Origin of the sequence: Streptomyces sp. NPDC056161, from assembly GCF_042268025.1 — a bacterium.
In the GTDB taxonomy this organism is placed as follows: domain Bacteria; phylum Actinomycetota; class Actinomycetes; order Streptomycetales; family Streptomycetaceae; genus Streptomyces.
In genome coordinates, this window is record NZ_JBHJUV010000091.1 from 1 (window position 1) to 25,488 (window position 25,488).

Sequence of the window (25,488 nt, forward strand, 5' to 3'; positions counted from 1 at the left end):
GCCGCCGCCCGCCCCTCCCCGCCTCGTCAGGGGTACGACACCACCGTGGACGGCGTCGTCGAGGTGCCCGACGTCGGCGACCCGGTGTCGTTGATCACGCGCTCGTACTGGCCGTTGCCGCCCAGCGAGACGACGAGCAGGTTGTGGAACTTCACACCCGAGGTGTTCGGGGCGGCGAAGCCGTGGTGTTGCAGTATCGTCGGATCGACGTTGTAGTAGCAGTAACTGCCCAGGCCCCAGCCCTCGTGTGCGGTGACGTTGTCGCCCACCCGGTAGGCGGCGAACCCCTTCACCGAGCCGTTCTGGACCGCCGCCTGGTTCGGGGCGTCGTACGCCTTCTCGTTCTGGAAGAAGATCGTGCGGCCCCGCTGTCCGAACCACTGCACGTCGTACTTGTTGAAGTGCTCCACGAACAGACCGGTGGCCAGCACGTCGTCGCCGTTGACGACGACGCCGTAGTCGGCCCGGTTGGTGTCCCAGCCGACACCGGTGCCGTGGTCGGCGCGCCACACCCAGGTGTGGTCGACGATGGTGTGCCGGCTGTTGATCACCATGCTGGTGGTGGCCTTGCCCGCGCCGGCGCCGCCGATGCGGACGAACACGTCCTGCACGGTGATCGGGTTGGCCGAGTGGTCCCGGGACGCGCCGGTCGGTCCGACCTCCAGCAGCGTGGGGGAGTTGACCGGACCCGCGTCGATCAGGAAGCCGGCGAGGCGCACCCCGTCCACGTCCGCGACCCGCAGCGCGGTGACCCCGTTGTCGGGCACGATCGTGGCGTAACCCAGGCCCAGGACGACGGTGTTGGCGTTGTCGACCTGAAGGGTCTGGTTCACATGGTAGATGCCCGGCGTGAGCAGCAGGTGCAGGCCCTGCGCCAGGGCCTGGTTGAGGGTGGCCGCGCTGTCTGCGGGCTTGGCGACGTAGAACTGGGACAGCGCCAGGGACGTGCCCCGCGGGGTGCCGTTGCCCCAGGTGACCCCGCGGGCGTCGGTCCGCTTCTCCGGCAGGAAGACCCGGTACTCGCTGCCGCTCACATACAGGAAGGGTTTCTCTCGCGAGACGGGTGTGGTGTTCAACGTGGTGTACGGCGGATTGGGGAAGGTCTGCGCCGGGGCGCCCTCCACACCTGAGAACACCATGTTCCACACGCCGTTGAGCCAGCTGCCGATCGCGCTGTCACGGGTGTACCACTGCTGCTGCGAGTACGGCCCGACCTGGCCGTCGATCCGGCTGTCCGCGATGTAGCCGCCGCTCGCCCAGCCGTAGCCGTTGGGCGCCAGGTTGAGACCGCCGCGCACATGCATGCGGCGGAACGGCGCGGCCTGTGCCACGGCCCAGCGGTTGGTGCCGCTGACCGGCACCAGGGCCAGGTTCTCCGCCGAACGCCAGAAGTTCTGCGTGGCGTTGCCGTTGAACCAGCCCGCGTCGACCGTGACGTCGCCGTTGATGGTCGTGTCGTCGGGGGACAGGCCGAGGCCCGCGACGGAGGTGTAGAAGCCGATCTGCGCGTTGAGGCCGTTGTAGGTGCCCGGCTTGAACAGCAGGGCGTAGCGGCCGGTGCCGAACTGCGCCGACTCCTGCTGTCGGAACACCTCGTCCAGCCGGGCCTGGATGCCCGGCGTGGACGGGTCGAACACGATGACGTTGGGGCCCAGGTCACCGCCGCCCGGCAGATCGAGCGGACGCCCGCGGGACGGTGCGGCGGACGTCGGTGCCGAGGCCGCCGACGCGGTGGCCGGCAGGCCCGCGACGGTGGTGGCGACAGCTGCTGCGGCGCCGAGTACGGCTCTGCGGCCCATGGAGGGGGAAGTAGGGGGCATGCGCGGCTCTCCTGGTTCAGGAAGTGAACGAAGTGGGGGTCGGGGAGCGCTCTCTCGCGGTTGGATGCTTCATTGGTGTGAACGATGCGTCAAGGGTCGTGACGAGATTCCGACCGATTTTGCTGATCGCTCGTCAATTCTCTTTCCCTGCTTTCGAGAAGTGAGCGCGGAGCATCCCTGATCCTTGCGCCGGATCCCTTGACACCCTCGGGCCACCGCCTCAACACTCCAGCCGTGGGAGAGCGCTCTCCCCCAGCGTTTCCACGCTCTCTCCGTATACCCCCACAGACCCCCACCTCCCGTACAGGAGCCTTCCATGGCACGGAGACCCAAGACTGTTTCCGGTGCGCTGATCGCCGGTGCCTTACTGCTGACCTCGCTCGGCCTCAGCGGTATCGCGCGGTCGGCCACGGACACCCCAGGCGGCGGGCCGGAGCACCTCGCGCACGCGGCACAGGCGGCCGCACACGCGATGGCCCCCTCGACCGCGTACTCACCCGAAGACCCCGACGGCGACGGCTACATCCCGGCGAATCCGCCGGTCACCGGCGTCACCCCGTCCGCCGACAACCCGCCGCACCGGTACTTCCACGAGTTCCAGGCCAACTGCTCGGTCAGCCACACCAAGCCGGACGACCCCATCGTCTATCCGCAGCAGCCCGGCAAGTCCCACGACCACACGTTCATGGGCAACACGACGACGAACGCGAACAGCACGACGGCCTCGCTCGACGCGGGCACCACCACCTGCAAGGCGCCCGGCGACCGCTCCGGCTACTGGATGCCCACCCTGTACAAGGGCGACCAGCCGGTGCTGCCGGTCGGCCCGCAGGTCATCTACTACAAGGCCGGCGTCACCGACTACACCAGTGTCCGCCCCTTCCCGAAGGGCCTGCGGTTCGTCGTGGGCAGCCCGATGCAGACCGCCGACGAGTTCCGGTCCCACCGCGGCTTCGTCGAGGGCTGGGAGTGCGGCGACAGCTACTTCAACACCGACTTCCCCGCGAACTGCCCCACCGGCGCCGACGTCCAGCTCAACATCCGCTTCCAGGCGCCCAGTTGCTGGGACGGACAGTACCTGGACACCCCCGACCACAAGAGCCACATGGCCTATCCGGTGGTCAAGCCGGGCACCAACGACAACGTGTGCCCCGCCGACCACCCGGTCGCCCTGCCGATGATCGAGTTCAAGATGGCGTTCCCGGTCAACGGGGACCTCTCCCAGGTGAGGCTGTCCAGCGGGCGCGGCTACTCGTTCCACTACGACTTCTTCAACGCCTGGGACGACGCCACCCTCAAGGCGCTCGTCGACCACTGCGTCGTCGGCGGACTCCAGTGCGACGCGCGGGGCTACGACCAGACGCACCCGGAGGCGGGCGCGGCGCTCGACGAGAACTACGAGCTTCCCTGAGCCCTCGCGGCACCCACTCGACACGCCACCCGCAGCGTTCCCCGTACACCGGAGCGACCACATGACCCCGTTACCCCGAACCCGCGCGCGCCGGCTGGCGGCGCCCCTCACCGCCGGAATAGTGACCGTCGGCGCCCTCACCGCCCTGCCCGCGGCCCAGGCGCACGCCGCCGGAAGCGTCGTCCGCGTCACCGGCGGCCAGGGCGCCTGGCAGCTGACCGTCGACGGGCAGCCGTACCGGATCAAGGGCCTCACCTGGGGCCCGGCCACCGCCGACGCCGAGCGCTACCTGCCGGACCTCAGCTCCATGGGCGTCAACACCGTCCGCACCTGGGGCACCGACGCCACCAGCAAACCACTGCTCGACTCCGCCGCCGCCCACGGCATCAAGGTCATCGCGGGCTTCTGGCTCCAGCCCGGCGGCGGCCCCGGCAGCGGCGGCTGCGTCAACTACGTCACCGACACCGCCTACAAGAACCAGATGCTCGACGAGTTCCCCAAGTGGGTCCAGACCTACAAGGACCACCCCGGCGTCCTCATGTGGAACGTCGGCAACGAGTCGGTGCTGGGCCTCCAGAACTGCTACAGCGGCGACGAACTGGAACGCCAGCGCGACGCGTACACGACCTTCGTCAACGACGTCGCGAAGAAGATCCACGGCATCGACCCGAACCACCCGGTCACCTCCACCGACGCGTGGACCGGCGCCTGGCCCTACTACAAGAGGAACGCCCCCGACCTCGACCTGTACGCCGTCAACGCCTACAACGCGGTCTGCGACATCAGGTCCGCCTGGGAGCAAGGGGGGTACACCAAGCCGTACATCGTCACCGAGACCGGTCCCGCGGGCGAGTGGGAGGTGCCGGACGACGCCAACGGCGTACCCCAGGAGCCCACCGACCAGGCCAAGGCGGACGGGTACACCCGCGCCTGGAACTGCGTCACCGGGCACCAGGGCGTCGCCCTCGGCGCCACCATGTTCCACTACGGCACCGAGTACGACTTCGGCGGCATCTGGTTCAACCTGCTGCCCGCGGGCCAGAAACGGCTGTCGTACTACGCCGTGAAGCGGGCCTACGGCGGTGACACCACGCACGACAACACCCCACCGGTCGTCTCGGACCTGACCGTGGAGGGCGACGCGGGCGCGGTGCCCGCGGGCCGTGACCTGACCCTCGCGGTCCGGGCCGCCGACCCGGACGGCGACCCGGTCTCCTACGAGGTCCTCGACAACAGCAACTACATCGACCAGAGCAAGAACCTCGCCACGCTGCCCTTCACCGACCTCGGCGGCGGCCGGCTGCGGACCACCGCGCCCGACCGGCCCGGCGTCTGGAAGATCTACGTGAAGGCGACGGACGGCCACGGCAACGTCGGCGTCGAGACCCGCTCGATCAGGGTCGTGCCGCCCCCGGTGGACGGCACGAACGTCGCCCTGCGCAAACCCGCCACCGCCTCCTCGTACCAGGGGAGTTACGGCGACTGCCCGTGCCCGCCCACGAGCGCCGTGGACGGCGATCCGGCGACCCGCTGGGCCAGCGACTGGAGCGACCCCCAGTGGATCCAGGTCGACCTCGGCAGCCGCACCTCGTTCCGGCACGTCCAACTGGTCTGGGAGACCTCCTACGCGAAGGCGTACGCCGTCCAGACCTCCGACGACGGACAGAACTGGCAGACCGTGCGCACGGTGACCGACGGCAACGGCGGCGTCGACGACCTCGACGTCACCGGCGCCGGCCGCTACGTCCGGATCAACGGCACGGCGCGCGGCACCGGCTACGGCTACTCGCTGTACGAGTTCGGCGTCTACAACTGACCGCGCACCGAGACCGGGGGTGAGGATGACCGACGAGGAGGAACTCGACCGGCTGACCGGCAAGCTGGCGCTGCCGGCCAAGGTCCGGCTGCTGACCGGTGCCACCACCTGGCGCACGGCCGCCGAACCCGCCGTCGGGCTGCGCGAACTGGTGCTGTCCGACGGACCGGCGGGGGTGCGCGGCCAGACCTGGGACGAGCGGCACACGGCCGTGCTGCTGCCCTCGGCCACCGCGCTCGCCGCCACCTGGGACGAACGGCTGGTCGCGGAAGTCGGCGGCCTCCTCGCCTCCGAGGCACGGCGCAAAGCCGTGGACGTGGTCCTCGCCCCCAACCTCAACCTGCACCGCAGCCCGCTCGCGGGCCGCCACTTCGAGTGCTTCTCCGAGGACCCGGAGCTGACCGGCCGCATCGGCGCGGCCCTGGTCCGGGGCATCCAGGCACACGGAGTGGCGGCCACCGCCAAGCACTACGTGGCCAACGACTCGGAGACCGACCGGCTGTCCGTCGACGTACGCGTCGACGAGCGGACCCTGCGGGAGGTCTACCTCGCGCCCTTCGAGGCCGCGGTGGCGGCCGGGGTACGGCTGGTCATGGCCGGATACAACCGGCTCGACGGCACCACCATGACCGCGCACCCGCTGCTGGCCGACCCCCTGAAGACCGAGTGGGGCTTCGACGGCGTCGTCGTCTCCGACTGGGGAGCGGCCCGCGGCACACGGGACACCGCGCGCTCGGGGCTCGACCTGGTCATGCCCGGCCCCGAGGGACCGTGGGGGCGGGCGCTGGTGCGGGCGGTGGAGGAGGGGCGGGTCCCCGCCTCCGCCGTCGACGACAAGGTACGCCGGCTGCTGCGGCTGGCCGACCGGTGCGGCGCCCTCGGCGAGCGCCGCCCGGCCCGGCCACCGCTGCGCTCGCCCCGGACCCGGGCGCTGGCGCGGCGCGCCGTCGCCGCCGGTGCCGTGCTGCTGACCAACCGGGACGTGCTGCCGCTCGACCCGGGGCGGCTCGCGACACTGGCCGTCATCGGCGAACACGCCGCACGCACCCGGGTCCAGGGCGGCGGCAGCGCGGGTGTCTTCCCGCAGGACGAGGTCTCGGTCCTCGACGGGATCAGGGCCGGACTGCGCGGCCGCGGCCGGGTCGTGCACGTCCCCGGGCCCGCGCCCGGGGGGCCGCCCGCCCCGCTGGACATGACCCTGTGCACCGATCCGCGCTCCGGTGTCCCCGGCGTGCTGCTGCGCGTACTCGACCCGGACGGGCGCGAGCTGTACGCCGAACACCGGGGCAACGGACGGCAGTTGGAGCCGCCGCTGGTTCCCGGTGGGCACACCGTGGAGATCAGCGCGCGGCTGCATCCGCGGGTGTCCGGGCGCTGGACGCTCGGGATCGCCGGCTTCGGCCGGCTCTGCCTCAGCCTCGACGGCCGCACCCTGCTGGACGAGACCGTCGTCAAGGACACCGACGACCCCGCGCTCGTCCATGTCCGCCCGCCGGCCCGGCCGGTCACCGCGGAGCTGGCCGCGGGCAGCGCACCGCACCTGGTGGCGCGCAGGGAACTCGCCCCCGGCACCGGCCGGGCCATGGTCGTCGGCGCCGCGCCGCCCGCCCCCGACCCCGCGGCGGCGCTCGCCGACGCGGCCCGCGCGGCGCGCGCCGCCGACGCGGCCGTGGTGGTCGTCGGCACCACCGAGCACGGCGAGTACGAGGGGCACGACCGGACCTCGCTCGCCCTGCCCCCGGGCCAGGACGCCCTCGTGAGCGCCGTCGCCCGAGCCAACCCGCGGACGGTGGTCGTCGTCAACAGCGGCGGTCCCGTCGAACTGCCCTGGCGGGACGAGGCCGGCGCGCTGCTGCTGGCCTGGTTCCCCGGGCAGGAGGCGGGCGGTGGACTGGCCGACGTACTGCTGGGCCGCGTCGAGCCCGGCGGACGGCTCCCCACCACCTGGCCGGCCGCGCTCGCCGACGCCCCCGTCACCCGGACCCGACCCCTCGACGGCCGCCTCGACTACGCCGAGGGCCTGCACGTCGGATACCGCGGCTGGCTGCGCCGGCACCGCACCCCGGCCTACTGGTTCGGGCACGGACTGGGATACACCAACTGGTCGTACGAGGAGGTCACCGGGCCCGCCGAGGTCCGCGCGGGCGACGCGTTCACCGTGCGGGTCCGAGTGCGCAACACCGGGCCGCGAGCGGGCCGCGAGGTCGTCCAGGTGTATCTCGCCCGGCCCGGGGCGGCCGTGGAGTACCCCGAGCGGTGGCTCGCCGGGTACGCGGCGGTGCGGGCCCGGCCCGGCGAGACCGTGACCGCCGTGGTGCGGATCGCCGCGCGCGGGCTGCGGCACTGGTCGGTCGAGGCGGGCGGGTGGCGGACCGAGCCGGGCCCGTGCCGGGTGCTGGCCGGCCGCTCCGCGGGCGACCTGCCCCTGGCCCTTGAGGTGGTGGTACGGGACCGGGAGTGAGGGCGGCCGGGGCCGGGAGAGCGCTCTATGCCCTGGTGGCGCGGGGCCGTTAGGGTGCGGGCATGAACAGTAGGGCCCCGACGCTGGAGGACGTGGCCCGGGAGGCCGGCGTCTCCCGGGCGACCGTGTCCCGCGTCGTCAACGGTGTGCGCAACGTGGATCCCGCGATCCAGGAGGTGGTCCGCCGGGCCATCGAGCGGACCGGGTACGCGCCCAACCGGGCCGCCCGCTCGCTGGTGACCCGGCGCGCCGAGACCGTGGCACTGGTGGTGTCCGGCGCCGGGGACGCCTCGGACGCCACCCAGAACGCGTTCGCCGCCCGGGTGTTCGCCGACCCCTTCTTCGGGCGGGTGGTCGGCGGGGTCGTGGGTTTCCTGCGTCCGCGCTCCATGCACCCGGTGCTGATGTTCGCGGAGTCGGCCGAGGCCCGGCAGGAGGTGCTGACGTATCTGCGGCAGGGGCGGGCCGACGGGGCGCTCGTGGTGTCCACCCATGCCGACGATCCGCTGCCCGCGCTGCTCGCCGGGGCCGGGCTGCCGGCCGTGCTGTTCGCCCGGCCCTCGCGGCCGGTGCCGCTCAGCCATGTGGACCTCGCCCACCGGGACGGCGGGCGCCTGGCCGCCGAGCATCTGCTCGCCCGCGGCTGCCGCCGACTCGCCACGATCTCCGGCCCGTTGGCGGTGGCCGCGAGCCAGGAGCGGCTGGCCGGCTTCCGGGACGCACTGGCCCGGCACGGCCATCCGCGCGTGCCGGTCGCCGAGGGCGGTTTCACCCTGGACAGCGGAGTGGCGGCGATGTCCGGCCTGCTGGCCGAACACCCCGGTCTCGACGGGGTGTTCGCCGCCAACGACCTCATGGCGCAGGGCGCCTGCCAGGTGCTGCGCGAGCGCGGGCGCCGGATCCCCGAGGACGTGGCGGTGGTCGGCTTCGACGACTCCAGCGTCGCCGTCACCTGCCGGCCCCGGCTGACCACCGTCCGCCAGCCCGTCGAGGAGATGGCCGCGGCGATGGCCCGGCTGCTCGACGAACACGTCCGCGGCGCCCGCACCGACGTGACGTCGGTCGTGTTCGAACCCGAACTGGTGGTACGGCAGTCGGCGTGAGACCGGCCGCACCCGCACCGGCACGATGGTGCGGGTGTGGGTGCGGGTGCGGGCGGGTCCGCTCCGAGCCGGGGCAGGCGCGGCGGTGTCCGGGCAGGTGCGTCCGAGCCGACGAGGTCCCGCCGTTCAGGCCAGCCGTCCGTCCAGGGCGGTGCGCCAGGCCGGTGACGGCGGCCGGGGCGGGGTGGCGGGGAGGCGACGGCCGCCGCGGGTGAGGAAGGCCGCGAGCGGAAGCGTGGCCGCGCCGACCGTCACCGCGTCCGGGCCGAGTCTGCCCAGTTCGACGCGGACGCGTCCGGCGGGATGGGCCAGCGCCGTGGCGAGGGCGTGCCCGCGCACCCGGTCGAGGAAGTCCGGGCCGAGCTGGAGCCCGGCCCACCCGCCGACCAGCACCCGTTCCGGCTGGAACAGGTTGATGAGGTCGGACAGGCCCGCGCCGAGGAACTCCGCGGTCTCCGCGAGCACCCCCGCCGCGACGGGGTCGGGCTCCCGGCCGTCCCCGGGGCGGGCCGCGGCCAGCAACTCCGTCAGCGCCGTCTCCTCGTCCGCCCCGGCACTCGGCCGCCCGCCCGCCTCCCGCCAGCGGGCCAGCAGCGCCTCGGCGCCCGCGTACGCCTCCAGGCAGCCGCGCGCACCGCACCGGCAGCGGCGCCCCCGGACCCGTACCGTCAGATGCCCCCACTCCACCGCCCGGCCGTGCTCCACCTCCGCCGTGACCACGCAGGCGCCCACCCCGGAGCCGAACAGCACGACCACGGCGCTGCGGGCCCCACGCCCGCCCCCGAACCACATCTCCGCCTGCCCGAGCGTCTTCGCGCCGTTGTCGATGAAGTACGGCACCTGCTCGGGGAGCTGCCCGGTGGCGCGCAGCAGCCGCTCCAGCGGCACCCCGTCCCAGCCGACCGTCTGCCCGTGCACCACCGCACCCGGCCCGCCAGGACCGCCGGTGTGCTCGACGATGCCGGGCACGCCGACGCCGACGCCGAGCAGGTCGCCGGGGGCTGTCCGGGCGGTCCGCAGCACCTCGGCGACACCGTCGCGCACCTGCTCGACGACCAGGTCGACGTCGTACCCGTCCGTCGTCAACGGCCGTTCGGCGCGGGCCAGTTCGACGAGGGTCAGGTCGAACAGCTCGACCCGCACCCGGGTCTCCCCGACATCGACCCCGATGAGCTGCCCGCTGCCGGGCACGACGCGCAGCAGGGTGCGCGGCCGGCCGCCGTCGGAGCCCACGCTGCCCGCCTCCTCCAGCAGCCCGTCGGCGATCAGTTCGGCCACCACGGTGCTGATGGAGCCCGAACTCAGCCCGGTCGCGGGACCGAGCGCCTGCCGGCTCGTGGGGCCGTCGAAATACAACCGTTGCAGAACGGCCGCCCGGCTCTCCCGCCGCAGGTCACGCACCGTACGGCCGCCCCGCACCGCCACCTCGTCTCCTCGCTGTGTGGTCCGTCCGGTCAGATACCTGTGCCGGGTCTCTTGACGACCGTTTCTCTTGAGGTTTAACTCACGTCCTAAATTAAGCCATGAGGGGCTTCGGGAGTCGAACGGGGTGTCGCCTTCCCGCGGGCCGTCCTCAGGTTCTCGACTCCCGGAAAGGGACACCAGGAGCCATGCGCAGCATCCGAGCCGCGGCCGTAGGCGCCGTCACCATGTCACTCGCCCTGGCCGCCTCGGCTTGCGGAGGCGGTTCGTCCAGCGGCGGGTCCGACGACTCACCGAAGACGCTCACCTACTGGGCCTCCAACCAGGGCGCCAGCGTCGCGATCGACAAGCAGGTCCTCCAGCCCGAACTCGACAAGTTCGAGAAGCAGTCCGGGATCAAGGTGAAGCTGGAGGTCGTGCCCTGGTCGGACCTGCTCAACCGGATCCTCACCGCGACCACCTCGGGCCAGGGCCCGGACGTCCTCAACATCGGCAACACCTGGAGCGCCTCGCTCCAGGCCACCGGCGCGCTGCTGCCCTGGGACACGAAGAACTTCGACAAGATCGGCGGCAAGGACCGCTTCGTCGACTCGGCGCTCGGCTCCACCGGCGTGGACGGCAAGGACCCGGCCGCGGTGCCGCTGTACTCGATGGCGTACGCGCTCTACTACAACAAGGACATCTTCGCCGAGGCCGGCATCGACAAGCCGCCGGCCACCTGGGACGAGCTGATCGCCGACGGCAAGAAGATCCAGGCGAAGGGCAAGTCGGTCCTCGGCGCCGAGGGCGCGAACGTCTCCGAGAACATCCACCACGTCTTCGTCTTCGCCAAGCAGCACGGCGCCGACTTCTTCACCGCCGACGGCAAGCCCGACTTCACCAACGACAAGATCGTCGCCGCGGTGCAGCAGTACATCGACCTGATGGCCAAGGACAAGGTCATCCCGGCCGGCGACGCCGAGTACGCGCAGAACCAGTCCGTGAGCGACTTCGCCAAGGGCAAGCAGGCGATGCTGCTGTGGCAGTCGGCCGCCGCCAACCTCAAGTCCCAGGGCATGAGCGAGGAGAAGTACGGCATAGCCCCCGTGCCCGTGCAGTCCGGCGCTCCCGGCACCGGTACCCAGATCAACTCGATGGTCGCCGGCATCAACATCGCCGTCTTCAACAACAGCCACAACATCGACGGCGCGACCGACTTCGTGAAGTTCATGACCAGCGACGAGGAACAGAAGATCCTCAACAAGGCGTACTCCTCCGTCCCGCCGGTCAAGAACGCGCAGAGCGACCCCGCCTTCAACACCCCGTCGAACTCCGTGCTGAAGGACACCCTCGCCAAGAGCGCCGCCGCGCTGCCGCAGGTCGCGTCCGAGTCGCAGTTCGAGACGGCGGTCGGCACGGCCGTCAAGGACCTGTTCGCGGACGCCGCGGGCGGCCGCGCGGTCACCGCCGAGTCGGTGAAGGCCGCACTCGAAAAGGCCCAGCAGCAGATGCCGGCGGCCTGAGCGCGATGACCGCCGCCACCGTCCCGACGGAGACAGACGGGCGGACCGTGCGCAAGGATCCACCCGGTGCGGCGCGCCGCCCGCGCCGCCCCGGGCGGATCCGCCGCATCGGACTGCCGTACCTGCTGCTCCTGCCCGCCCTGCTGCTCGAACTCCTGGTCCACCTGGTGCCGATGGTCATCGGCATCGTGATGAGCTTCAAGGAACTGACCCAGTTCTACATCCGGGACTGGAGCACCGCCCCCTGGTCCGGCCTCGGCAACTACCGGATGTCGGTGGACTTCGACGCCCCCGTCGGCAAGGCGCTGCTGCACTCCTTCTTCGTCACCGTCGCCTTCACCCTGCTCTCGGTCGCGCTGTGCTGGCTGATCGGCACCGCCGCCGCGGTCTACATGCAGGACGCCTTCCGCGGCCGGGGGGTGCTGCGGGCGCTGTTCCTGGTGCCGTACGCGCTGCCCGTGTACGCCGCCGTCATCACCTGGGTGTTCATGTTCCAGCACGACAACGGGCTGGTGAACCACGTCCTGCACGACCAGTTGCACCTGACCGACAAGCCGTCCTTCTGGCTCATCGGCGACAACAGCTTCTACGCCCTGCTGACCGTCTCGGTGTGGAAGGGCTGGCCGTTCGCCTTCCTCATCGTCATGGCCGGACTGCAGAACATCCCCAAGGAGCTGTACGAGGCCGCCGCGCTGGACGGCGCCGGGATGTGGCAGCAGATCCGCCGCATCACCCTGCCGTCGCTGCGCCCGGTCAACCAGGTGCTGGTCCTGGTGCTGTTCCTGTGGACGTTCAACGACTTCAACACGCCGTACGTGCTGTTCGGCAAGGCGGCGCCGCAGGCCGCGGACCTCATCTCGGTCCACATCTACCAGGCGTCGTTCGTCACCTGGAACTTCGGCACCGGCTCCGCGATGTCCGTCCTGCTGCTGCTGTTCCTGCTTGTCGTGACGGGCGTGTACCTCCTGCTCACCTCGCGCGGACGGAGGGCCGCCGATGTCTAGTCCCAGCTCGCCGATGGCCCCGCCGCGGTCCTTCCTGTGGTCCCGGCGGATCTTCCTCACCCTGCTCACCGGCTTCGTCCTGGTGCCGGTGTACGTCATGGTCTCCAGCTCGCTGAAGCCGCTCGCCGACGTCACCGGCAAGTTCCGCTGGCTGCCCAGCGGCCTGACGATCCGCCCGTACATCGACATCTGGTCGACGGTGCCGCTCGCGAAGTACTTCATGAACTCGCTGATCGTGGCGGGCTCGGCCACCGTCTGCTCGGTGGTGATCGCGGTGTTCGCCGCGTACGCCGTCAGCCGCTACACCTTCCGCGGCAAGCGGGTGTTCACGGTGACCGTGCTGTCGACCCAGATGTTCCCGGGCATCCTCTTCCTGCTGCCGCTGTTCCTCATCTACGTCAACATCGGCAACGCCACCGGCATCGCCCTGTTCGGCTCGCGCGGCGGGCTGATCCTGACCTACCTCACCTTCTCGCTGCCGTTCTCCATCTGGATGCTCATCGGGTACTTCGACTCGGTGCCGCGCGACCTCGACGAGGCCGCGCTGGTGGACGGCTGCGGACCGCTCGGCGCGCTGCTGCGGGTCGTCGTGCCGGCCGCGATCCCCGGCATCGTCGCGGTCGCCGTGTACGCCTTCATGACGGCCTGGGGCGAAGTGCTGTTCGCCTCGGTGATGACCAACGAGGCCACCCGCACCCTCGCCGTCGGACTCCAGGGCTACTCCACGCTCAACGACGTGTACTGGAACCAGATCATGGCGGCCTCGCTCGTCGTCAGCGTGCCCGTGGTGGCCGGCTTCCTGCTGCTGCAGCGCTACCTCGTCGCCGGGCTCACGGCGGGAGCCGTCAAGTGACACACCCCTCGCCCGGCAACTCCGCCCCTGCTGAAAGGTCTTCCGTGTCCGACCGTATCGACCTCGCCGCGCTTCCGCACGACTTCCTGTGGGGCACGGCCACCGCGGCCTACCAGATCGAGGGAGCGGTGGCCGAGGACGGCCGCTCCCCATCGATCTGGGACACCTTCTCGCACACCCCCGGCAAGATCGACAACGGCGACACCGGCGACGTCGCCTGCGACCACTACCACCGCTGGCGCGAGGACATCGAGCTGATGCGCCGGCTCGGCACCAACGCCTACCGGCTGTCGGTCGCCTGGCCGCGCGTGGTGCCGGGCGGTGACGGACCGGTCAACCCCAAGGGCCTCGCCTTCTACGACGAGCTGATCGACGCCCTGCTGGCGGCGGACATCACCCCGTCCGTCACCCTCTACCACTGGGACCTTCCGCAGGTCCTCCAGGACCGCGGCGGCTGGGCCGAGCGGGAGACCGCCGAGCACTTCGCGGCGTACGCCTCGGCGGTGGCCGGCCGGCTCGGCGACCGCGTGCGCCTGTGGACCACCCTCAACGAGCCCTCCTGCTCCGCCTGGATCGGCCACCTGGAGGGCAAGATGGCCCCCGGCCTGACCGACCTGACCGCCGCGGTCCGCGCCTCCTACCACCTGCTCCTCGGCCACGGCCTGGCCGCGCGGGCCATCCGCGCCGCCGCGCCGGACGCCGAGGTCGGCATCGTCAACAACCTCTCCACCGTGCACCCCGCCACCGAACGCCCCGAGGACGAGGCGGCCGCCCGCCGCCAGGACGGGCACGTCAACCGCTGGTGGCTGGACCCGATCCACGGCCGCGGCTTCCCGGCCGACATGCGCGAGGTGTACGGCGTCGACCTCCCCGAGCGCCCCGGCGACCTGGAGACGATCGCGGCACCGCTGGACTGGCTGGGCCTCAACTACTACTTCCCTGCGTACGTCGCCGACGACCCGGCCGGTCCCGCGCCCCGCGCCCGTTCCGTGCGCCGTCTGGGCGTCCCCCGCACCGGCATGGACTGGGAGATCGACGCGAGCGGCATCGAGACGCTGCTGCTGCGCCTCACCCACGAGTACGGGGCCCGCCGGATCTACGTCACCGAGAACGGCAGCGCCTACCCGGACGTGGTCCGCCCGGACGGCACCGTCGACGACCCCGAGCGCCAGGAGTACCTGGTCGAGCACCTCGCGGCCTGCGCCGCCGCGGCCCGCAAGGGCGCCCCGCTGGCCGGCTACTTCGCCTGGTCGCTGCTCGACAACTTCGAGTGGGCGTACGGCTACGACAAGCGCTTCGGCCTGGTCCACGTGGACTACCGCACCCAGGTGCGCACCATGAAGGGCACCGGGGACCGGTACGCGGACATCGTCCGCCGGCACCGCAGCCGGGCACGCCGGGCCGCCTGAGCCCGGTCCGGACGGTGGGCGCGGGCGCGGGAGCCCGTGCCCACCGCCGGCGGCCGCAGACCAGTTGCACCCCGGTATGTCCGTGCCATGAACCTCCTGCATGTCATGAACGCACCAATACGCAACTGATCCCCCTCTTCGAAGGAGAGCCGCATGCCATCCCGGATCCCGCGCACCCTCCTGACCGTCCTCGCCGCCGGAGTGCTGGCGGCCACCGGCCCGGCGCTCGCCGCACCCGCCTCCGCCGCCATCTCCGCGGTGGCCTGGGACACCGACCGCGCGGCCACCGCCTACGCCGCGAACCCGGCCGCGGTCACCGCCTCCGGCAGCGAGAACGCCGGCACCGCCCCCGGCCTCGCCCTCGACGGCGACGGCACGACCCGCTGGTCGAGCAACTTCGCCGACGACGCCTGGATCAGGGTCGACCTCGGCACGACGATCCGCGTCGACCGGGTGGTCCTGGACTGGGAGGCCGCCTACGGCAGGAGATACGTCCTGGAGGCGTCCCGCAACGGCACCGACTGGACCCCCTTCTACACCGAGACCGCCGGCACCGGAGGATCGGTCACCGCGCACACCTACCCGCAGGAGGTGACCGGCCGCTACGTCCGCATGCGCGGCCTCGAACGCGCCATGCCCTACGGCTACTCGCTCTACTCCCTCAAGGTCTACGGCGGCGAACCGGCCCCCGCGTCGACGACCCGCACCAACCTCGCCCTGAACCACCCCGCGTACTCGAACTACTACCAGCACGCGGGCAACTCACCCGCGTTCGTCACGGACGGCGGCTGGCCCGCCGGCCTGAAGGGCGACACCAGCCGCTGGGCCAGCGACTGGAACGCCGACCGCTGGGTGTCCGTGGACCTCGGCGCCCCCGCGACCGTCTCCTCCGTGGACCTCTACTGGGAGGCGGCCTACGCCGTCGACTACCGGCTCCAGGTCTCCGACGACAACCGCACCTGGCGCACCGTGTACCAGCCGTCGGCGGCCGACGTCGCCGCTCGCCGCGCCGACGTCAAGGCTCCCGGCGACGCGGCCGGCCGGCAGGACACCGTGACGCTGTCCGCCCCGGTGACCGCCCGCTACGTCCGCGTGCTCGGCACGGAACGCCGCTCGTTCTACAACCCCGCCCCCTACACCGCCCAGTTCGGCTACTCCCTCTACGAATTCCAGGTCTGGGGCACCGGCGGCAGCGCGACGGCGGCCTACCCCGCCCTGCCCGCCGACCCGCCGGGCACCTACCAGACCACGTTCTTCGACGACTTCACCGGCACGGCACTGGACCGCTCCAAGTGGCGCGTGGTGCGCACCGGCACCGAGATGGGACCGGTCAACGGCGAGTCACAGGCGTACGTCGACTCGCCCGACACCCTCCGCACGGAGAACGGCGAGCTGATCCTGCGGGCGAAGTACTGCAAGGGCTGCACCCGGGCGGGCGGCGGCACCTACGACTTCACCTCGGGCCGCATCGACACCAACACCAGGTTCGACTTCACCTACGGCCGGGTCAGCGCCCGTATGAAACTCCCCGTGGGCGACGGCTTCTGGCCCGCGTTCTGGCTGCTCGGCAGCAACGTCGACGACCCGTCCGTCTCCTGGCCCGCCTCCGGCGAGACGGACATCATGGAGAACATCGGCTACCCGGACTGGACGAGCACCGCCCTGCACGGCCCCGGCTACTCCGCCGACGGCAACATCGGCGCCCGCCAGACGTACCCGGCCGGCGGCACGGCCGACCAGTGGCACACCTACGCGGTGGAGTGGACACCGACGGCCATGCGCTTCTTCGTGGACGACCGCCTGGTCCAGGAGACGACGCGCAACGTCCTGGAGTCCACCCGGGGCCAGTGGGTGTACGACCACAACCAGTACGTGATCCTCAACCTCGCCCTGGGCGGGGCGTATCCGGCGGGCTGGAACAAGGTGACGACTCCCTACTGGGGGCTGCCGCAGTCGAGCGTCGACCGGATCGCCGCCGGGGGAGTCCAGGCGGAGGTGGACTGGGTGCGGGTGGAACAGAAGCGCTGAGCCCGGGGGAGGGCCCGGATCGGCGGACGGCCGGGCCCTCCCTGGCGTGCCCGCACGGACCACCGCCTGCCTCTTCTGGACGCGGTGGCGCACTGGTCCTGACACCCGGCCCGATCCTGGTCCTGACACCCGTCCCGATCCGGCCGGAGCGGGTCAGCCCACGACCGCCTCGTGCACCAGCCGCTTCACCTCGGGGATCACCTTCAGCGCCCGCGGTCGCACCTGGGTCAGGAACTGCACGGTGAGGTCACGGCCGGGGTCGACCCAGAAGGTCGTGGTCGCCGCCCCGCTCCAGCCGTAGGTCCCGAGTCCGGCCGGGACACAGGTGCGGTCCGGGTCGACCACCACCGAGACGCCCAGGCCGAAACCGATCCCGTCGTTGCCGGGCTCCTGGTGGGCGGGGGTGCCGAAGGCACGCAGGTCGGCGGCGCCGGGGAGGTGGTTGCGCGTCATCAGTGCCACCGTCTGCCGCCGCAGCAGCCGGACGCCGTCCAACTCGCCGCCCCGACGCAGCATCTCGGTGAAGCGGTGGTAGTCGTACGCCGTGGCCACCATGCCCCCGCTGCCGGACAGGAAACGGGGACGGCCGTGCAGCGGCAGTCCGGGGACCGGCGCGATGCCGCCGTCCTCGGTCTCCGCGTACAACTCGGAGAGCCGTTTTGCCTGTTCGGGCACGACGTGGAACCCGGCGTCCGGCATGCCGAGCGGACGGAAGATCCGCTCGGCGAAGAACGCGTCGAGCGGCTGCCCGGAGGCCACCTCGACGACCCGGCCCAACACGTTGGAGGCCACAGAGTAGTTCCACCGGGTGCCCGGTTCGAACTGGAGCGGCAGTCCGGCGTACACGTCCATCGTCTCGGCGAGATCCGCGCCGGGCGGCACGGACGACTCAAGACCGGCGGCGCGGTAGAGGGCGTCGACGGGGTGGGAGTGGTAGAACGCGAAGGTCAGGCCCGCCGTGTGGGTCAGCAGGTGCCGGATCAGGACGGGGCCGTCCGCCGGGCGGGTGGTGACCTCGCTGCCGGAGCCGCCCACGTACACCCGCGGGTTCGCGAAGACCGGCAGATGGCGGTCGAGCGGGTCGTCCAGGGACAGCCGGCCCTCCTCCACCAGAAGCAGCACGGCGAGCGCGGTGACCGGCTTGGTCATCGAGTAGAACCGCCACAGGGTGTCCGCCTCGACCGGCAGCCCGGCGGCCCGGTCGCGATGGCCGTGCGCCGTGAGATGGGCGATGCGCCCGCCGCGGGCCACGGCCACCAGGTAGCCGGGCAGCCGGCCCTCGTCGACGTGGTGCGCGAGGTACCGGTCGAGGCGGTCCAGTGCCTTCGGGTCGAGACCCGCCTCGTCCGGGTCGGCTTCCTGTCGCAGCTGTGGCATCGCTCTCCTCCGGTCGGGCGGTACGCGGTGCGGTCCGGCGGACCCCGCCCGGCCGGCCGCGGACCCCGCTGGACCACATCGAGGCGCGGGGAACGGCGGCGGGCGGACCCGTCCGCGCGCGTGATCGACGCGACGCGCCGGCACGGGGAATGCCCGGCCACGGCCGCCCGGTTGATCCTTGCATGACTGAGGACGCGACACAGGACGCACTGCTGGAACTGCTCTCCGACGGCCACGGCGGGGTGCTGGTCACGCTCAAGCACGACGGCCGCCCCCAGCTGTCGAACGTGAGCCACGCCTACGACCCGAAGGAGCGCGTCATCCGGGTGTCGATCACGGACGACCGCGCCAAGACCCGCAATCTGCGCCGCGACCCGCGGGCCTCGTACCACGTCACCAGTGCCGACCGGTGGGCGTACACGGTGGCCGAGGGCACGGCCGACCTCTCCCCGGTGGCCCGGGACCCGCACGACGAGACGGTCGAGGAACTGGTCCGCCTCTACCGCGACGTCCTGGGCGAGCACCCCGACTGGGACGACTTCCGGGCGGCCATGGTCCGCGACCGACGGCTGGTGCTGCGGTTGCGGGTGACGCGGGCGTACGGGATTCCGCGGCGCTGAGCGCCGCACCTGACGGGGTGCGAGGGCGCTGCCAGGACGCGCCGCCGGTCCGCCACGGCGGTGCCGTGTCCGATCGCGCGGGTCCCCGCACCCCTCACAGGCGTGCCGCGGACACGTCGGCGGCGGCTGTCTCGGTGCGTGCCTCGATGGCCCGTAGCACGGCGACCATGTCCTCGCCGCCGTACCCGTGGGCCACGGTCTCCTCGAACAGGCGGTGGCAGGCGTCGAGCAGCGGCGAGGCCAGCCCCGCCGTGCGGGCCGCCGCCGCGATCAGGCGGTTGTTCTTCAGCACGTCCAGGGCCGCCGCCTGCACCGCGAAATCCCGCTCCTCCAGCTTGGGCGCCTTCATCCGGGAGACCCCGCTGGCCATCGGACCCGCGTCGAGCACGTCCAGGAACAGCCGCCGGTCCAGGCCCTGCCGTTCGGCGAAGTGGAACGCCTCGGTCAGCCCGGTCACCAGGGTGATGAGGAAGAGGTTCACCGAGAGCTTCATCAGCAGGGCGTGCGGTGCCGGACCGCACACGAACACCTCCTGGCACATCGGCGCCAGCAGCGGCCGTACCCGGGCCACGGTCGCCTCCTCCCCGGCCAGCATGGCCACCAGCCGGCCCTGCTCGGCGGGCACCCGGGAGCCGGAGACCGGCGCCTCGGCGTAACGGCCGCCCGCCGCGCGGACGTCGGCCTCCAGCGCCCGCGAGTACTCGGGGGAGGTCGTGCCCATGTGCACGACGACGCGCCCGGCGACGCGGGCCGCGAACCGCGGGCCGCCGCGGTCCAGCACCGCGTCGATCGCCGTGTCGTCGGCGAGCATCAGGATCACCACGTCCGACCGTGCGAAGACGCCGTCGGGGTCCGGGGCCACCTCGGCGCCGGCCGCGCGCAGCGGCTCGGTGCGGCTGGCGCTGCGGTTCCAGACCACGAGCGGGGTGCCCGCCGCCGCCAGGCGCAGCGCCATGGGCTGCCCCATCACCCCGAGTCCGATGAATCCGACGTGCACGTGAGGACCACCCTCCGCCCCCGAACCGACTATGACAGCGGTCATAGTAGCGGGTGCTATGACGGTGGTCATAGGCTGGGCCGGGCAGCGAGGCACGGCACGCCGGGAGGTCGACGATGGCGGTGTCCCGGAGGGGACCCCGGGAGCGGATGGTCTTCAGCGCGGCCCAGCTCATCCGGCGCGACGGGGTCACCGCGACGGGCATGCGCGAGGTGGCCGCCCACGCGCAGGCGCCGCGCGGATCGCTCCAGCACTACTTCCCGGGCGGCAAGGAACAGCTCGTCAACGAGGCCGTGGACTGGGCCGGACAGTACGCGGGCAACCGGATCGCGCGCTTCCTGGCCGAGCAGGAGCGGGCGACGCCGAGCGGATTGTTCGCCGCGATGGTCCGGCAGTGGACCGACGAGTACGGCACCAGCGGCTTCGAGGGGGGCTGTCCGGTCGCGGCGGCCACCGTGGACTGCGCGGCGGCGGGCACGTCCACCCGTGCCGCGACCGCTGCCGCGTTCGCGGCCTGGCGGACCCCGCTCGCCGCCGCCCTGGCCGGTCTGGGGGTGCCCGCCGACCGGGCCGCCGCCCTGGCCACCGTGATGATCAGCGCCTTGGAGGGGGCGATCCTGCTGGCTCGGGCCGAACGCGACGTGGCGCCCCTGACGACCGTGGCCCGGGAACTGGGCCCCTTCCTCGACGCGGCCGTGCCACCCACGTCCTGACACCGCCACCCGTCCGCGGCACCACGAGTGGGGCGTCACCGTCGAGGACCCGGACGGGTACCGGTTGGTGCTGTGCCGCCGGGACTGGTCGAACCGCTGACGGCTGCGTCCCCGGGACCGACCGTCGGGTCGTGACGCGGCGACGACGTGACCGGCCGTCGGGCCGTCGTCACACCGGTCGGTGACGAAGTCCGGTGGCCGGGCGGCCCCGCCTCCTAGAATCTGCGGCACTGGCCCTACCGTCCGGAGGATCCCGATGGCGAGCGGCGGCGTACCGGCAGGACGGAGCGGGCGGGGCGGCGACGCGGACCGCACCCGGGCCGAGATCCTGGACGCGGCGACACAGGAGTTCGCCCGGGTCGGCTACGCAGGGGCCCGGATCGACGAGATCGCCGCCCGCACCCGCACCACGAAGCGGATGATCTACTACTTCTTCGGCGGCAAGGAGCAACTGTTCACGGCCGTACTGGAACGGGCGCACGGGATGATCCGCGCGGCCGAGCAGCGACTCGACGTCGCGCGCCTCGATCCGGTCGCGGCCATCCGGCGGCTGGCCCAGCTGACCTTCGACCAGCACGAACAGCACCCGGACCTCATCCGGTTGGTCAGCATCGACCCCGGCCACGGGGCCGGCCGCGGCGCCGCTTCCGAACGACCGGCGACCACGGACTCGCCGGCCCTCGACGCGATCCGCCGGATCCTGGCGGCGGGCCGGGCACGGGACGTGTTCAGAGCCGACGCCGATGCCGTCGACGTGTACGCGATGATCAGTGCGTTCTGCTTCCTCCGGGTCGCGGGCCGGCCCGGATACGGACCACTGTCCGCCCACGACCCGGCCGACCCGGTCCGGCGCGAGCGCCACCGCGCCCTGCTCGCCGACATGGTGATCGCCTACCTCGCCGCGGAGCGGACGAGGGACTGATCCGGCCTCGCCCGGACGGCGGCGCGGCGCGCCGGGCGGACCCGCACCGGCGAACGGCCCAGGCCGCCCCCGCCACCGGTCACGGGCCCGGTGTGGACGGGGTGAGAGGCCGGTGAGATCGGCGCCTTGTTCAGGTTCTGTACAGGTTGGTGAACTGATACTCGACAAAGTCCGGAATGCCGCCCCGCATTCCGGACCCCATTCGTTCCGGCCGTCCCCCCACGATCGAGAGCCGTTCATGCCGAGCGTCGTCAGCGAACCGCGCGCCCTGGTCCGTACGGGTCCGCCACCGCCCCGGGCAGCGGTGCGGACCCGCGCCGACCGTTACGAGCGCCCGGTCCTGCTGGGCATAGCCGCGCTCGCCGCCCTGCTCTTCGTCTGGGGCATCGACCACAGCGCCTACCACGCCTTCTACGCCAGCGCGGTGCGCAGCATGACCGGCAGCCCGGTCGCCTTCCTCTACGGCGCCTTCGACCCCGCGGGCTCCATCACCCTCGACAAGCTGCCAGGATTCCTGTGGCCGCAGGCCCTGTCGGCGATGGTCTTCGGTTTCCACGCGTGGGCGCTGGTGCTGCCGCAGGCCGTCGAGGGGGTGGCCTGCGTGCTCCTGCTCCACCTGCTGGTGCGCCGCTGGGCCGGGGTGCCCGCGGCTCTCGCGGCGGCCGCCATCCTCACGCTCACCCCGGTGACCGTGGGCGTGGGGCGGTCGGTGGTCGAGGACGCGCCGTTCGTCCTGCTGCTGCTCCTCGCCGCCGAGGCCACCCAGCGCGCGACCGAACGAGCCCGGCCGCGCACCCTGCTGCTCGCGGGCCTCTGGGTGGGCGTGGCCTTCCAGTGCAAGATGCTGGAGGCATGGGCGGTGCTGCCCGCACTCGCCGTGACCTACCTGGTCGCCGCCCCCACCACCCGGCGCCGCCGGATCGGCCATCTGGCTCTGGCCGGCGCGGTGACGGCCGCGGTGTCCCTGTCGTGGATGCTGGCGGCGACCCTCACCCCGTCCGGGTCCCGCCCCTACCTCGACGGCACCACCGACAACTCGGCGTCCGGCATGGTCGTCGGCTACAACTTCCTGACCCGCTTCCACCTGGTCGGCGTCGACGCGGCCGGCACCGGCAGCATCGTCACCGGCAGCACGGCACAACCGGGCGGCGCCGCGCCCGGCATGGGCGACAGCGTGTGGAAGATGTTCAGCCCCGGACTCGCCACCCAGAGCGGCTGGCTCTACCCGCTGGCGGCCCTCGGCCTCGTCGGCGGCCTCGCGGCGCTGTGGCGCGGACGCCCACCACGCACGGACCGGCTGCTCGCCGGCCATCTGCTCTGGGGGGTCTGGCTGGCGACCTTCTTCGTGGTGTTCAGCTTCGGCAGCGTCACCGGCCACACCTACTACCTGGGTGTGGTCGCGGTGGCCCTGTCGGCGCTGGCCGGCGCCGGCGTCGTCCAGGGGTGGCGGGCGTGCCGGGCCGGGGGCCGATGGGCGTGGGTCCTGCCCGCGGTGATCGCCGTCAACGTCGCCTGGTGCGCGGTCCTCACCCTGCGCTACCCGCGGTTCTTCGGCTGGTCGGTGCCCGTCGCCGTCGTCCTCTGCCTGACCGGGCCGGTCCTGACCGGCATACGGCCCACGCGGCGCACCGGCACGGTCGGCCTGGCCGCCGGGCTCGCCGCGGTCCTGCTCATACCCGCCGTCTGGTCGGCCTCGGCGCTGTCGCTGCGCTACAACCAGCCCGGCGCCTTCGGCCGGGTCGGCCCCAGCAGCGTCCGCACCGGTGCGGCGCTGTCGACGCTGACCCCGGCCCACCGGCGTCTGCTGGCCTATCTCACCGCACACCGCGACGGCGCCCGCTACCTGGCGGCCGTGCCCTCCTGGACGACCGCCGCCCCGTACATCATCGCGGCCGACGCGTCGGTGCTCCCCGTCGGCGGTTTCACCGGACGCGTCCCGTTCCCGACCACGCGGGACCTGAGCGGGCTGATCGACTCCGGCCGGCTGCACTACGTCCTGCTGCGCCGCTCCGACACGGCGGCGGGCGCCCGCGCCGCACAGACCCCGGCGGGCGCGCTGGCCCGCTGGACCGTCGCCCACTGCTCGCCCGTCCCGCCGGCCGCCTACGGCGCACCCGGCCGTACGTCCCCGCTGTACCGCTGCGGCCCGGGTCACGGCGGGTGACCCGGGCCGGGACGGTCAGACGGTCCTGTTCCACTCCGTGACCACGGGCCGCCCGTGCTCCAGGGACAGCCTGCTCACGGCGCCGGTGGCCAACTGGAACAGGCGGCCCTCGGCGGGCGGCAGGCCCAGCCGGCGGGCGGTGAGCACCCGCAGGAAGTGGGCATGGGCGACGAGCACCACGTCGCCGCTGTCCCGGGCGAGGGCGGCCGCGACACGGGAGAGCACCCGGTCGGCCCGCCGTCCCGCCTCCTCGGGCGACTCGCCGGGATGCCCGTGAGGGCCGGGCGGCACACCGTCCGTCCACAGGTCCCAGTCCGGACGGTCCCGGTGGATCTCGTCGGTGGTGATGCCCTCGTAGCCGCCGTAGTCCCACTCGTGCAGCTCGGGATCGGGCACCGTCCCGGGCAGGCCCGCGAGTTCGGCGGTGCGGATCGCGCGGGTGAGCGGACTGGTGAGGGTGAGCGCGTAGGTCCGGCCCGAGAGGAGCGGAGCGAGGGACTTGGCCTGTTCCTCGCCGTGCCGGGTCAGCGGCAGGTCGGTCCAGCTGGTGTGCTGTCCCGTCAGACTCCACTCCGTCTCACCGTGGCGGACCAGGATGAGGTCCCCCACGGCCGGTCACTCCTTCGCCGACTCGACGGCGTGCCCGCCGAACTGGTTGCGCAGCGCCGCGATCATCTTCATCTGCGGCGAGTCGTCCTGGCGCGAGGCGAAGCGCGCGAAGAGGGCGGCGGTGATCGCCGGCAGCGGGACCGAGTTGTCGATGGCGGCCTCGACGGTCCAGCGGCCCTCGCCGGAGTCCTGCGCGAAACCCTTCAGCTTCTCCAGGTGCTCGTCGTCGTCCAGGGCGCTGACCGCAAGGTCGAGCAGCCAGGAACGGATGACGGTGCCGTCCTGCCAGGAGCGGAACACCTCGCGCACGTTGTCGACGGAGTTGACCTTCTCCAGCAGCTCCCAGCCCTCGGCGTAGGCCTGCATCATCGCGTACTCGATGCCGTTGTGGACCATCTTGGAGAAGTGACCGGCGCCGACCCGGCCCGCGTGGACGTAGCCGTACGGGCCCTCGGGCTTGAGCGCGTCGAAGACCGGTTGCAGCCGCTCGACGTGCTCCTTGTCGCCGCCGACCATCAGGGCGTACCCGTTCTGCAGGCCCCAGACGCCGCCGGAGACGCCCGCGTCGACGAAGCCGATGCCCTTGATGGTGAGCTGGGCCGCGTGCTTCTCGTCGTCGGTCCAGCGGGAGTTGCCGCCGTCGACCACCGTGTCCCCCGGGGACAGCAGGTCGCCCAGTTCGTCGATGACCGACTGGGTGGGGTGACCGGCCGGGACCATCACCCACACCGTGCGGGGGGCGTCGAGCCGCTCGACCATCTCCGCGAGCGTCTTCACGTCGGAGAGCGCGGGGTCGCGGTCGTAGCCGATGACGGTGTGGCCCGCGCGGCGGATGCGCTCGCGCATGTTGCCGCCCATCTTGCCAAGACCGATGAGTCCGATCTGCATATCAGTTCACACTTCTTTCTGATCGTTCTTGAGCGTGCGATAGGCGGCGACGAGAGCGGTGGTGGACGGGTCGAGACCGGGGACCTCGGTGCCTTCGGTGAGTGCGGGTTCGACGCGTTTGGCGAGGACCTTGCCGAGTTCGACGCCCCACTGGTCGAAGGAGTCGATGTTCCAGACGGCGCCCTGGACGAACACCTTGTGCTCGTACAGCGCGATCAGCTGGCCCAGGACCGAGGGGGTCAGCTCACGGGCGAGGACCGTGGTCGTGGGATGGCCGCCGCGGAACGTCTTGTGCGGCACCAGATCCTCGGGCACGCCCTCGGCACGCACCTCCTCGGCGGTCCTGCCGAAGGCCAGCGCCTGGGTCTG

At 72.3% G+C, this 25,488-nt stretch carries 19 protein-coding genes and 2 pseudogenes; 14 read left to right on the forward strand and 7 right to left on the reverse strand.

The genetic code is table 11. The features are described 5' to 3' along the window. Nucleotides 1-26 precede the first annotated feature (26 nt). Complete coding sequence (locus ACFC09_RS43330; protein WP_376538231.1) at nucleotides 27-1,820, reverse strand: coagulation factor 5/8 type domain-containing protein; 1,794 nt, start codon at nucleotides 1,818-1,820, stop codon at nucleotides 27-29. A 316-nt stretch (nucleotides 1,821-2,136) separates the two neighbouring features. On the opposite strand from ACFC09_RS43330, the gene ACFC09_RS43335 reads away from it, so the two are divergent. From ACFC09_RS43335 to ACFC09_RS43350, 4 genes are all read left to right on the forward strand, one after another. Continuing rightward, complete coding sequence (locus tag ACFC09_RS43335) at nucleotides 2,137-3,231, forward strand: DUF1996 domain-containing protein (protein ID WP_376538233.1); 1,095 nt, start codon at nucleotides 2,137-2,139, stop codon at nucleotides 3,229-3,231. Between the two features lie 61 nt (nucleotides 3,232-3,292). Then, nucleotides 3,293-5,047, forward strand: a complete 1,755-nt coding sequence (locus tag ACFC09_RS43340; protein ID WP_376538235.1) for a discoidin domain-containing protein — start codon at nucleotides 3,293-3,295, stop codon at nucleotides 5,045-5,047. Nucleotides 5,048-5,072: 25 nt separating this feature from the next. Further along, nucleotides 5,073-7,508: a glycoside hydrolase family 3 C-terminal domain-containing protein gene (locus tag ACFC09_RS43345; protein WP_376538237.1), complete on the forward strand. Its 2,436-nt coding sequence runs from the start codon at nucleotides 5,073-5,075 to the stop codon at nucleotides 7,506-7,508. Between the two features lie 62 nt (nucleotides 7,509-7,570). Beyond that, a complete protein-coding gene (locus ACFC09_RS43350) occupies nucleotides 7,571-8,611 on the forward strand; it encodes a LacI family DNA-binding transcriptional regulator (RefSeq protein ID WP_376538239.1) in 1,041 nt (346 codons plus the stop codon). 126 nt (nucleotides 8,612-8,737) lie between these two features. Here the strand turns inward: ACFC09_RS43350 and ACFC09_RS43355 are convergent, their stop codons facing one another. Then, nucleotides 8,738-10,036: an ROK family protein gene (locus tag ACFC09_RS43355; protein WP_376538241.1), complete on the reverse strand. Its 1,299-nt coding sequence runs from the start codon at nucleotides 10,034-10,036 to the stop codon at nucleotides 8,738-8,740. A 185-nt stretch (nucleotides 10,037-10,221) separates the two neighbouring features. On the opposite strand from ACFC09_RS43355, the gene ACFC09_RS43360 reads away from it, so the two are divergent. The 5 genes from ACFC09_RS43360 (at nucleotide 10,222) to ACFC09_RS43380 (ending at nucleotide 16,829) form a co-directional block, all read left to right on the forward strand. Further along, nucleotides 10,222-11,535 carry an ABC transporter substrate-binding protein gene (locus ACFC09_RS43360; RefSeq protein WP_376538243.1) on the forward strand — a complete coding sequence of 438 codons (1,314 nt, stop codon included), beginning with the start codon at nucleotides 10,222-10,224 and terminating at the stop codon, nucleotides 11,533-11,535. A gap of 5 nt (nucleotides 11,536-11,540) precedes the next feature. Further along, complete coding sequence (locus ACFC09_RS43365) at nucleotides 11,541-12,539, forward strand: carbohydrate ABC transporter permease (RefSeq protein ID WP_376538245.1); 999 nt, start codon at nucleotides 11,541-11,543, stop codon at nucleotides 12,537-12,539. Beyond that, nucleotides 12,532-13,392 carry a carbohydrate ABC transporter permease gene (locus tag ACFC09_RS43370; RefSeq protein WP_376538247.1) on the forward strand — a complete coding sequence of 287 codons (861 nt, stop codon included), beginning with the start codon at nucleotides 12,532-12,534 and terminating at the stop codon, nucleotides 13,390-13,392. Before ACFC09_RS43365 ends, ACFC09_RS43370 begins: the two co-directional genes overlap by 8 nt. A 44-nt stretch (nucleotides 13,393-13,436) precedes the next feature. After that, nucleotides 13,437-14,801: a GH1 family beta-glucosidase gene (locus tag ACFC09_RS43375; RefSeq protein WP_376538249.1), complete on the forward strand. Its 1,365-nt coding sequence runs from the start codon at nucleotides 13,437-13,439 to the stop codon at nucleotides 14,799-14,801. 153 nt (nucleotides 14,802-14,954) lie between these two features. Then, nucleotides 14,955-16,829, forward strand: a complete 1,875-nt coding sequence (locus tag ACFC09_RS43380; protein ID WP_376538251.1) for a discoidin domain-containing protein — start codon at nucleotides 14,955-14,957, stop codon at nucleotides 16,827-16,829. Nucleotides 16,830-16,982: 153 nt separating this feature from the next. Here the strand turns inward: ACFC09_RS43380 and ACFC09_RS43385 are convergent, their stop codons facing one another. Next, a complete protein-coding gene (locus tag ACFC09_RS43385) occupies nucleotides 16,983-18,206 on the reverse strand; it encodes a serine hydrolase domain-containing protein (RefSeq protein ID WP_376538253.1) in 1,224 nt (407 codons plus the stop codon). Nucleotides 18,207-18,388: 182 nt separating this feature from the next. Here ACFC09_RS43385 and ACFC09_RS43390 point away from each other — a divergent pair, with 182 nt between their 5' ends. Next, nucleotides 18,389-18,826, forward strand: a complete 438-nt coding sequence (locus ACFC09_RS43390) for a PPOX class F420-dependent oxidoreductase (RefSeq protein ID WP_376538255.1) — start codon at nucleotides 18,389-18,391, stop codon at nucleotides 18,824-18,826. A gap of 94 nt (nucleotides 18,827-18,920) precedes the next feature. Here the strand turns inward: ACFC09_RS43390 and ACFC09_RS43395 are convergent, their stop codons facing one another. Continuing rightward, nucleotides 18,921-19,823, reverse strand: coding sequence for an NAD(P)-dependent oxidoreductase (locus ACFC09_RS43395; protein WP_376538257.1), 903 nt, complete (start codon nucleotides 19,821-19,823; stop codon nucleotides 18,921-18,923). Between the two features lie 116 nt (nucleotides 19,824-19,939). Here ACFC09_RS43395 and ACFC09_RS43400 point away from each other — a divergent pair, with 116 nt between their 5' ends. The 4 genes and pseudogenes from ACFC09_RS43400 (at nucleotide 19,940) to ACFC09_RS43415 (ending at nucleotide 23,622) form a co-directional block, all read left to right on the forward strand. Next, nucleotides 19,940-20,536: a TetR/AcrR family transcriptional regulator gene (locus ACFC09_RS43400; protein ID WP_376538259.1), complete on the forward strand. Its 597-nt coding sequence runs from the start codon at nucleotides 19,940-19,942 to the stop codon at nucleotides 20,534-20,536. Between the two features lie 13 nt (nucleotides 20,537-20,549). Beyond that, nucleotides 20,550-20,636: pseudogene (locus ACFC09_RS43405) on the forward strand (VOC family protein); the annotation flags it as partial. 156 nt (nucleotides 20,637-20,792) lie between these two features. Next, nucleotides 20,793-21,458 (forward strand): TetR family transcriptional regulator, encoded by a 666-nt coding sequence (locus ACFC09_RS43410; RefSeq protein ID WP_376538261.1) that lies wholly within the window; start codon nucleotides 20,793-20,795, stop codon nucleotides 21,456-21,458. 238 nt (nucleotides 21,459-21,696) lie between these two features. Then, nucleotides 21,697-23,622, forward strand: a complete 1,926-nt coding sequence (locus tag ACFC09_RS43415) for a glycosyltransferase family 39 protein (protein WP_376538263.1) — start codon at nucleotides 21,697-21,699, stop codon at nucleotides 23,620-23,622. A gap of 15 nt (nucleotides 23,623-23,637) precedes the next feature. On the opposite strand, the gene ACFC09_RS43420 is transcribed toward ACFC09_RS43415, so the two are convergent. From ACFC09_RS43420 to ACFC09_RS43430, 3 genes and pseudogenes are all read right to left on the reverse strand, one after another. Further along, nucleotides 23,638-24,231 (reverse strand): histidine phosphatase family protein, encoded by a 594-nt coding sequence (locus ACFC09_RS43420; protein WP_376538265.1) that lies wholly within the window; start codon nucleotides 24,229-24,231, stop codon nucleotides 23,638-23,640. Nucleotides 24,232-24,237: 6 nt separating this feature from the next. Continuing rightward, nucleotides 24,238-25,119 carry a phosphogluconate dehydrogenase (NAD(+)-dependent, decarboxylating) gene (gene gnd, locus ACFC09_RS43425; RefSeq protein ID WP_376538267.1) on the reverse strand — a complete coding sequence of 294 codons (882 nt, stop codon included), beginning with the start codon at nucleotides 25,117-25,119 and terminating at the stop codon, nucleotides 24,238-24,240. A 6-nt stretch (nucleotides 25,120-25,125) separates the two neighbouring features. Next, nucleotides 25,126-25,488, reverse strand: a pseudogene (locus ACFC09_RS43430) (glucose-6-phosphate isomerase); the annotation flags it as partial.

Bases quoted from the DNA above. Each gene is read 5' to 3' on its own strand.
- ACFC09_RS43340 (WP_376538235.1), top strand. From the start codon at position 3,293: ATGACCCCGTTACCCCGAACCCGCGCGCGCCGGCTGGCGGCGCCCCTC.
- ACFC09_RS43335 (WP_376538233.1), top strand. From the start codon at position 2,137: ATGGCACGGAGACCCAAGACTGTTTCCGGTGCGCTGATCGCCGGTGCC.
- ACFC09_RS43400 (WP_376538259.1), top strand. From the start codon at position 19,940: ATGGCGGTGTCCCGGAGGGGACCCCGGGAGCGGATGGTCTTCAGCGCG.
- ACFC09_RS43345 (WP_376538237.1), top strand. From the start codon at position 5,073: ATGACCGACGAGGAGGAACTCGACCGGCTGACCGGCAAGCTGGCGCTG.
- ACFC09_RS43410 (WP_376538261.1), top strand. From the start codon at position 20,793: ATGGCGAGCGGCGGCGTACCGGCAGGACGGAGCGGGCGGGGCGGCGAC.
- ACFC09_RS43370 (WP_376538247.1), top strand. From the start codon at position 12,532: ATGTCTAGTCCCAGCTCGCCGATGGCCCCGCCGCGGTCCTTCCTGTGG.
- ACFC09_RS43390 (WP_376538255.1), top strand. From the start codon at position 18,389: ATGACTGAGGACGCGACACAGGACGCACTGCTGGAACTGCTCTCCGAC.
- ACFC09_RS43360 (WP_376538243.1), top strand. From the start codon at position 10,222: ATGCGCAGCATCCGAGCCGCGGCCGTAGGCGCCGTCACCATGTCACTC.
- ACFC09_RS43330 (WP_376538231.1), bottom strand. From the start codon at position 1,820: ATGCCCCCTACTTCCCCCTCCATGGGCCGCAGAGCCGTACTCGGCGCC.
- ACFC09_RS43350 (WP_376538239.1), top strand. From the start codon at position 7,571: ATGAACAGTAGGGCCCCGACGCTGGAGGACGTGGCCCGGGAGGCCGGC.
- ACFC09_RS43365 (WP_376538245.1), top strand. From the start codon at position 11,541: ATGACCGCCGCCACCGTCCCGACGGAGACAGACGGGCGGACCGTGCGC.
- ACFC09_RS43385 (WP_376538253.1), bottom strand. From the start codon at position 18,206: ATGCCACAGCTGCGACAGGAAGCCGACCCGGACGAGGCGGGTCTCGAC.
- ACFC09_RS43415 (WP_376538263.1), top strand. From the start codon at position 21,697: ATGCCGAGCGTCGTCAGCGAACCGCGCGCCCTGGTCCGTACGGGTCCG.
- gnd (WP_376538267.1), bottom strand. From the start codon at position 25,119: ATGCAGATCGGACTCATCGGTCTTGGCAAGATGGGCGGCAACATGCGC.
- ACFC09_RS43380 (WP_376538251.1), top strand. From the start codon at position 14,955: ATGCCATCCCGGATCCCGCGCACCCTCCTGACCGTCCTCGCCGCCGGA.